The sequence below is a fragment of the Paucimonas lemoignei genome (genome assembly GCF_004342585.1).
Taxonomy (GTDB): domain Bacteria; phylum Pseudomonadota; class Gammaproteobacteria; order Burkholderiales; family Burkholderiaceae_D; genus Paucimonas; species Paucimonas lemoignei.
This window is the reverse complement of sequence record NZ_SLZQ01000030.1, coordinates 1-1675: the sequence shown is the minus strand read 5'-3', so window position 1 is coordinate 1675 and position 1675 is coordinate 1. Positions and strand designations below refer to the sequence as shown.

The window sequence follows — 1675 nt, the reverse complement described above, 5'->3', positions numbered from 1 at the left end:
ACACTACCATCCGGCTTCGCGGAAGGAAAACACACATGCAAACAACTTGAAAACCACTCTTGCTAAAAAGGGGAAGTCCTTATAGACGAGTTAGATACAGTAAAGCACATGTTTAATGATTTAAAATTTACTGATCCCTAGTCGAATCGAACCGGATACTTTTCCTGAGACAGGCCGAGGTATACACCCGCATTGGAGTTCTTTCCGTCGTCTCTATACCTAAAATAGAGCCTGTCGTTCTCGTATTTGTATTCCACGATATATACGTGGCCAGCCTCAGCGTTCACTTCGAAAGCTCCGGACGATTCTATATACTTAATTTCATGTAACGTAAGTTGATAGTTCCCTTGATAACGCACTGTCACTTTATGTTTTCCGGGCGTTACCCTAACCCAAACTGGACATCCGACCTCAAAACACGATGTGGGCTTGTCATCAATGTGCGTAATTTTTAAGTCATAGCCTTTCCCGACTTTGTCGGCCAGGATGACTGCAGTGTCTTTTAATGGCCTACTTTTATCCTCATACGCAATTTGAGGAGCTTGGTTCGATGCACATCCAACCAAAATCAATGGCAGAGCCAGACATAAAAATATACGTTTGATGCTCAACATTCACCTCAAAGAAAATAAAATTAATAAGCACGCCATCTCGTGTATCTAACGCTGAGCTAACCGGAGGCGCGCAGCGCCATCCGGGTTAAGCGACGAGTTCTGTAATGTAGTCGATGCGCTACGGATCACCGCATTTCTCCCCATGACACGCCGGACCGCCACCCACCTTCCGGCTTGCCAGCCAAGTCCAGCCTCTGTCGCGCCACCACCGGCCAAAAGGTCGCAACGCGCTCGAACGTCCAACCCATCCACTAACTCAAGCCGATAGCTCTGTCTCTTCGCCAAGCCGCAGGCTGGTAGCGCCACCGCAGGACTTGCTCGCCAAGCCCTTCGCGCTCCGCGCATCGGCCAGATCACCGCAACGCCCGCGCACTTCAACACTGCCTTGTCCGTTGTCGAACCACCTGGTCGCACTTCGCTGACCGAGCCGGTTTATGAAACAGAACGCCGAGCTAACCGGCTCGCAACCGTGCCGCGAAGCGGCAGCCTTTGTTGCGGGACCGCGTTAAGCGACAAGTTATACAGAAATTCGTTCAAAGCCAGTCTCCCCTCCAAACTGCGGCAACTCATCACCAATAATGTGCCACTCCGCTTTATCACTCACAAAGTAATGACCGTCAATTTTCCTCTGTAGCGCGCCAGCCACCACCCCGGCGGGAATGGCTATCACGTCCGGATAGCGAGCGTCCTCGGTAAATACGTGCGTACCGCACTCACTACAGAAATTTCGAACAGCGTTATTCGATAGAGAAAACTTCTTCAGCGTACCCGAACTCAACAAACGAAAATTTTGTTTGGGAATACTTATCCAGGTAGTGAAAGCCGCGCCGCTCAAGCGACGGCACATGCCACAGTGGCAGTGAATAACGCCGCTGGGCAAGCCGTCATATTCAAATGCGGCACGACCACAGAAGCAACTGCCTTTCACTGGATTATCGTTCACCTGTTGCGTCCCTCTTTTCTGTATAACGCCGAGCTAACAGGACCGCAGCGCCTGCCGCGAAGCGGCAAGTTCTTGCTGCGGGTCCGTGTTGAGCGACAAGTTAGATACTTTACTATTC

Annotated in this window: 1 protein-coding gene; it reads right to left on the bottom strand. The window is 50.8% G+C overall.

Annotation, left to right across the window (positions count from 1 at the left end):
• Positions 1-1131: 1131 nt before the first annotated feature.
• On the bottom strand, positions 1132-1557 hold the full coding sequence (locus EDC30_RS19305; RefSeq protein WP_165973897.1) for a GFA family protein: 426 nt from the start codon (positions 1555-1557) through the stop codon (positions 1132-1134).
• Positions 1558-1675: the final 118 nt, after the last annotated feature.